The 6,192-nt window shown below is 68.8% G+C and carries 6 protein-coding genes; 4 read left to right on the forward strand and 2 right to left on the reverse strand.

The annotated features are described in order from the left end of the window. The coding region (locus AB4Y99_RS26220) for a c-type cytochrome (protein WP_441525389.1) at positions 1-652 on the forward strand (652 nt) is incomplete at its 5' end. Positions 653-814: 162 nt separating this feature from the next. Here AB4Y99_RS26220 and AB4Y99_RS26225 read toward each other — a convergent pair. Further along, entirely contained in the window at positions 815-1,273 is a 459-nt protein-coding gene (locus AB4Y99_RS26225; protein ID WP_112763913.1) for an Lrp/AsnC family transcriptional regulator, read from the reverse strand. Between the two features lie 120 nt (positions 1,274-1,393). Here AB4Y99_RS26225 and AB4Y99_RS26230 point away from each other — a divergent pair, with 120 nt between their 5' ends. The 3 genes from AB4Y99_RS26230 (at position 1,394) to AB4Y99_RS26240 (ending at position 4,150) form a co-directional block, all read left to right on the forward strand. Beyond that, a complete protein-coding gene (locus AB4Y99_RS26230; protein WP_441525390.1) occupies positions 1,394-2,581 on the forward strand; it encodes a diaminopropionate ammonia-lyase in 1,188 nt (395 codons plus the stop codon). Continuing rightward, positions 2,578-3,255: a glutathione S-transferase family protein gene (locus tag AB4Y99_RS26235; protein WP_441525391.1), complete on the forward strand. Its 678-nt coding sequence runs from the start codon at positions 2,578-2,580 to the stop codon at positions 3,253-3,255. The genes AB4Y99_RS26230 and AB4Y99_RS26235 overlap by 4 nt, the downstream gene beginning before the upstream one ends. 61 nt (positions 3,256-3,316) lie before the next feature. Next, a complete protein-coding gene (locus tag AB4Y99_RS26240; protein WP_441525392.1) occupies positions 3,317-4,150 on the forward strand; it encodes a multidrug effflux MFS transporter in 834 nt (277 codons plus the stop codon). Here AB4Y99_RS26240 and AB4Y99_RS26245 read toward each other — a convergent pair. After that, positions 4,147-6,162, reverse strand: coding sequence for a transglycosylase domain-containing protein (locus AB4Y99_RS26245; protein ID WP_441525393.1), 2,016 nt, complete (start codon positions 6,160-6,162; stop codon positions 4,147-4,149). The two genes, AB4Y99_RS26240 and AB4Y99_RS26245, sit on opposite strands and share 4 nt — an antisense overlap. Between the last annotated feature and the right edge of the window lie 30 nt (positions 6,163-6,192).

Here is a 6,192-nt window from a genome sequence, read left to right on the forward strand (position 1 = left end):
CCATACGCCCAAGAGCCTGACCGGCGCCGACAAGGGCGACGAATTCCTGCGCGGCGGCAATCTGCAGAGCTGGTTTGCGCCGAACATCACCAGCGATCCGCATAAGGGCATCGGAAGCTGGGCGACCGACGATATCGTCGCCTATCTCAAGACCGGAGCGAACCGCTTCGACATCGCGTCGGGCCCGATGGCCGAAGCCATCAATCACTCGACGCGCCTGTGGGACGACGCCGACCTCACAGCCGTCGCGACCTATCTCAAGGACGTCAAGGGCGACGGCGCGCCCGCGCCCACCCCGGTCGCGGCGACCGATGCCGCCATGACCGCGGGCAAGGCGATCTATCTCGACCGCTGCTCGGCCTGCCACATCTCCTCCGGCGTGGGTCAGCCCTCTCTGTTTCCGACGCTGGCCAAGACTCCGACGGTCAACGGCACCGACCCGACATCGCTGATCCGCGTCGTGCTGGAAGGCAGCCAGGCAGCCAGCACCGCCGCCAAGCCGACGACGCCGGCGATGCCCTCCTTCGGCTGGAACCTCAGCGACGCCGATGTCGCCAATGTCCTGACCTATGTCCGCAACAGCTGGGGCAATGCCGCCCCGCCCGTGACGGCCGGGCAGGTCAAGGATCTGCGAGCAGCGCTGACGCGATAGGGACTGCGCGGCATTCCCTCGCGCGGTCATCCCGCGCGGAGCGCAGCGCAGACCCGGGATCCATGCCTGAACCTTCAGCGGATTCGCTCCGGCATGGATCCCGGGTCGGCGCCGCCAGCGGCGGCTTGTCCGGAATGACCGGCTAGGGCTCGAGAGCGATCCCTAGACCGGGACAGTCAGCCCGGTCTTGACCCGGTCCATGGCGACGAATGAGCGGAACTTGCGGATATTGGGGTTGGCGAAGAAGAGCCGGCGGGTCAGCGCCTCATAGGCCGCCATGCTCGGCACCAGCACGACCAGCATGAAGTCGACCTCGCCGGTGACGTAGTAGCATTGCTGCACCTCCGGCGCGGCGAGGAAGGCGGTCTTGGCGGCGTCGATGTCGACGGCCGTCTCGCTGACGAGCTCGATCTCGACGAAGAGCGTGATCGGATGACCGAGCGCGGCGGGATCGACCACCGCGACATTGGCCCGGATGATCCCTTGAGCCTCCATGCGGCGGATGCGGCGCTGCACCGCCGGCGCCGAGAGATGGACCCGCTCGCCGATCACCCGCTGCGGCGTGGTGTTGTCCTGCTGGAGGATGGCGAGGATCGCGCGGTCGAAAGCGTCGAGTTGCATATCCGGCTCGGCCACGCCTGCTCCGCGAAATAAACTTGCATCCGAAGAGCTGGATTGCAGCACCTTTTTCGCCTGCGTTGCAATATCCATTCGCTATCCGGTGGAATGGCGAGGCGATCCATGTTCCTGCTCAACACCCATCACGACTATGGACGCGATCTCGACCCGGCCGATGTCGCGATGCTCGGGCCGTCTGGGGCGCAAGCCATCGCGCGGCATCTCGCCCAGCGCGCCGGCCATGCGCCGACGCCGCTCCATGCCCTGCCCGGGCTCGCAGCAGCGCTGGGAATCGGCGGGCTGTTCATCAAGGATGAAGGCCGGCGCCTCGGGCTCGGCAGCTTCAAGGCGCTGGGGGGCGCCTATGCGGTGATCCGGCTCGCGCTGGAGGAAGCGTCGGCCAGGCTCGGCCGGAGGTTGGACGACACCGAGATCAACGACCCCGCCATGCGGGCGATCGCCGCCGGCATGACCTTCGCCTGCGCCACCGACGGCAATCACGGGCGCTCGGTCGCTCAGGGCGCGCAGCTCGTCGGGGCGAAGGCCGTGATCTTCGTGCATGGCGGCGTCAGCGAGGAGCGCGTCGCCGCCATCGCGCGCTTCGGTGCTGAGATGGTGCGGGTCGCCGGTACCTATGACGATTCGGTCGTCGAAGCCGCGCGGGTCGCGGCCGAACGGGGCTGGACCGTCGTTTCGGATACCTCCTGGGACGGCTATGAGCGCATTCCGGGCCTGGTGATGCAGGGCTATACGGCCATCGCGAGCGAGGCCTTCGCTCAGCTCCCGGAGCGTCCGACACATGTCTTCGTGCAGGCCGGCGTCGGCGGCATCGCAGCCGCGCTGGCGGCACAGATGCAGACGCATTTCGGCGCCGACCGCCCGTTCTTCACCGTGGTCGAGCCGGAACTTGCGGCTTGCGTCTTCGCGGCCGCGCAGCAGGGCCGCCCGGTCAAGATCGCCCATGGCGCCCCGACGGTGATGGCGATGCTCGAATGCTACGATCCCTCGCCCCTGGCGCTGCGCGTGCTCTACCGCGCCGCCGATGCCTTCCTCACGGCAGCGGATTCCGACGCCGTGGAGGCGATGAACCGGCTCGCCCGCCCGGTCGCGGGCGATCCCGCGATCGTCGCTGGCGAAAGCGGCGCGGCAGGGCTTGCGGGACTGCTGGCGGCGCTGCGCAATCCCGATACGCGCGCGGCGCTGAAGCTCGACGGGACCTCGCGCGTCTTCCTCGTCAACACCGAGGGTGCGACCGACCCGGCGCGCTATGCCGAGCTGGTCGGGCTTTCGCCCGGTGCGGTGGCGCCATGACCCTGCCGTCGGCGAGCACCGGCGCGCGCCTGCCGCTCTATTCGCAGAGCCACTCACCCTATGCCCGCAAGGTCATCGTCTTCGCCCATGAGGCGGGGCTCGCCGAACGGCTCGCGGTGATCGACCATGAGACCAGCCCGACCAACCGGAACAACGCCGTCTTCGCGGTCAACCCACTCGGCAAGGTGCCGGTTCTGATCACGCCGGAAGTTGGCGCGATCTTCGATTCGCTGGTGATCTGCGACTATCTCGACCGGCTTCATGCCGGCCGGCGGCTGATCCCGCCCGGCGGGCCGACGCGCTGGGAGGCGCTGCGTCTGCACGCCGTCGCTCAGGGCCTCTGCGATGCCGGTATCGCGCTGCGCTGGGAGACCGAGCGCCGCCCTACGCATCTGCGCCATCCGCCGCTGGCCGAGGGGCAGGCCGCCAAGCTCGTCGAATCCTACGACCTCATCGAGCGGCAGAATGGACTCGAAGGGCCCGTGCATCTCGGCCATGTCGCACTGGCGACCGCGCTCRCCTGGCTGGAATTCCGCGCGCTGCCGGATTTCCGCACCGGCCGCCCCCGGCTGACCCAGTGGTACGAGGCTTTTTCCGAGCGCCCGTCGATGCGGGCGACTGACTATTCCGGTGAGACGCAGGATGCTCCGCCGGGCACGACCATTGCCGGATGACCGGCTGACGTCGTAGCAGGGGCGCGCGGCCCGCGATCCGGCCGTGTGCCGGAGACCCGCGATGAAGCTTCGTCCCGATACGCTGGCGATGACGGCCGTCCTCGCCATGCTGACGGCGCTGGGTCCGCTCTCGACCGATTTCTACCTGCCCTCGCTGCCCGACATCGTGCACGTGATGGGGACCGACGTCGCCGGCGCGCAGGCGACGCTCTCCTCCTTCCTCTTCGGCTTCGCCGCCGGCCAGATCCTGTGGGGGCCGCTCTCGGACCGGCTCGGCCGCAAGCCCGTCCTGCTGGCGGGGCTCGGCCTCTTCACCGTGGCGACGCTGGCCTGCGCCTTCTCGCCCTCGATCGAGGCCCTGACCGCGGCGCGGGCGTTGCAGGCGCTCGGCGCCTCCGGGCCGATCGTGCTCGGCCGCGCCATGGTGCGCGACCTCTATGAGGGCGCACGCGCCGGCAAGGAACTGGCCCGGATGGGCATGATCATGGGGCTGGTGCCGGCGGTGGCGCCCGTCATCGGCGGCGTGCTGCAGGTCGCCTTCGGCTGGCGCTCGACCTTCATCGCCTCGCTCGTCTTCGCGCTCGGGCTGGCGGCGGTGATCGTCACCGTGATGCCGGAGACGCTGCGCAAGCGCTCGCCGCAGCCGCTCTCGCTCGTCACGATCTTCAAGGGCTTCGGCACTTTGCTGGAGAACCGCGCCTTCCGCGTCTATGTCGCGCTGACGGCGCTGGCCTATGCCGGGCTCTTCGCCTTCATCTCCGGCTCTTCCTTCGTGCTGACCGGCGTCTACGGGCTGACGCCGGTGCAATACGGGCTTTCCTTCTCTTTCGGCGTCGTCGGCTTCATCGATCGCCTTGCTCCGAAAAGTGCACTCCACTTTTCGGGCCGATGCTAGCCCCCGAACAGCCGCTCCAGGAAGTTCTTCTCCTGCGGCGGTGGCGGCACCCAGGCGCGGTCGCCCTCGAGCGGCATCGGGCCGCCCTGTTGCGGCGCGGCTTGGGCGATCGGCGCCTCCACCGGCGTCGGCGCGCCCTGCCAGAAGCCGCCGGGCAGCGGGATYGGCTGCGCACCGGCATGGGCCAGCTTCATGTACTTGCCCCAGATCTCGCCGGGCAGCCCGCTGCCGGTGACGCGCTTCATCTTCGAATTGTCGTCGTTGCCGACCCAGACGGCGGTGACGAGCTTGGCCGTGAAGCCGACGAACCAGGCGTCGCCGTAATCCTGCGTCGTGCCCGACTTGCCGCCGACCTCCCAGCCCGGAATGTTGAACTTGCTGCCGGTGCCGCCGTTCATGACGCCGTTGAACATCGTGTCCATCATCGCCAGCGGCTGTGGCTGGATGACGGGGCCGAAGCTGTTGGCCTTGCGGGCATAGACGACCTTGCCGCTGGTCTGCCGCACCTCGCGGATGACATAGGGCAGCACCGACTGGCCGCCATTGGCGAAGGTGGCATAGGCCGCCGTCATCTCGAGCGGCGTCACCTCGGAGGTGCCGAGCGCCAGCGACATATTGGGCTGGAGCGCCGAGCTGATGCCGAGGCGCTGGGCCGTGCGGACGACCTCCTTGGGCGTCACCTCCTGGATCARCCGGGCGGCGACCGTGTTGAGCGAATGYTGCATSGCSGTCSSCAGCGTCACCGGRCCGCGRWAGGTSCGSGAATAGTTCTCCGGCTCCCAGCCCTTGATCGAGACTGGCGCATCGTCGCGGATCGTGTCGGGGGTGAGCCCCTTCTCCATCGCCGTCAGATAGACGAAGGGCTTGAAGGAGGAGCCCGGCTGGCGGCGCGCCGCGGTTGCGCGGTTGAACTGGCTCTTGGTGTAGTCGCGCCCGCCGATCAGCGCGCGGATGGCGCCATCGGGCGCGAGCGAGACGACCGCGCCCTGGGAGGCATGCAGCTTGGCGCCCTGCACCGAGAGCGCATCGACGAGGATGGTCTCGGCCGAGCCCTGCAGCTTGGTGTCGATCGTGGTCAGCACGGTGACGTCGCCCTCGACCGCGCCGATGAAGTCGTCGAGCACGTCCATGACATAGTCGGCGGCATAGTTGACCGAGCCGGCGCCGGTGCGTTCGGGCACTTCGGCCGGGGCGGTCATCGCGGTCTTGGCCGCGTCCTGCGAGATGAAGCCCTGATCGGCCATGGCAGCGATGACGAGCTGCGCCCGCTTCTCGGCCAGATCGGGGTTGCGGTTCGGCGCCAGCCGCGACGGCGCCTGGACGAGGCCGGCCAGCATCGCCGCCTCGGCGATCGTCACCGAGCGGGCCGATTTGTTGAAATAGCGCTGCGCCGCCGCCTCGACGCCATAGGCGCCGGAGCCGAAATAGACGCGGTTCAGATAGAGCTCGAGGATCTGGTCCTTGCTGTAGGTGCGCTCCAGCCAGAGCGCCAGGATCGCTTCCTGGATCTTGCGGGCGGCGGTGCGCTCCTGCGTCAGGAACAGGTTCTTGGCGAGCTGCTGGGTCAGCGTCGAGCCGCCCTGCACGCCGTTGCGGCCGCGCAGATTGTTGACGACGGCGCGGGAGATGCCGACCGGATCGACACCGAAATGGTCGTAGAAGCGCTTGTCCTCGATGGCGACGAAGGCTTTCGGCAGATAAGGCGGTATCTCGCCCAGCGTGACGGTGCGCCCGCCCGTCTCGCCGCGATTGGCGAGCAGCGAACCGTCGGCGGCGAGGATCGCGATGTTCGGCGGCCGGCGCGGCACGGTGAGCTGATCGATCGGCGGCAATTGCGAGGCGTAATAGGCCACGACGCCGCCGACGCCGATGACGCACCAGAGGCCGAGCACCATCGTCCAGTAGATCAGCCCGCCGAACAGGGAACGCCGCCGGCGCCTGCCGCGTTTCTTACCACCACCACCACCACCGCCGCTGCCATTGCGCTTGTCGCGGCGTGGCGGATTGCGCAGTTGCCGCTCGGGCTCGGTCCGGGCCGGAGC

The sequence above is a fragment of the Allobosea sp. TAB14 genome, from assembly GCF_052113865.1.
Taxonomy (GTDB): Bacteria; Pseudomonadota; Alphaproteobacteria; order Rhizobiales; family Beijerinckiaceae; genus Allobosea; species Allobosea spartocytisi.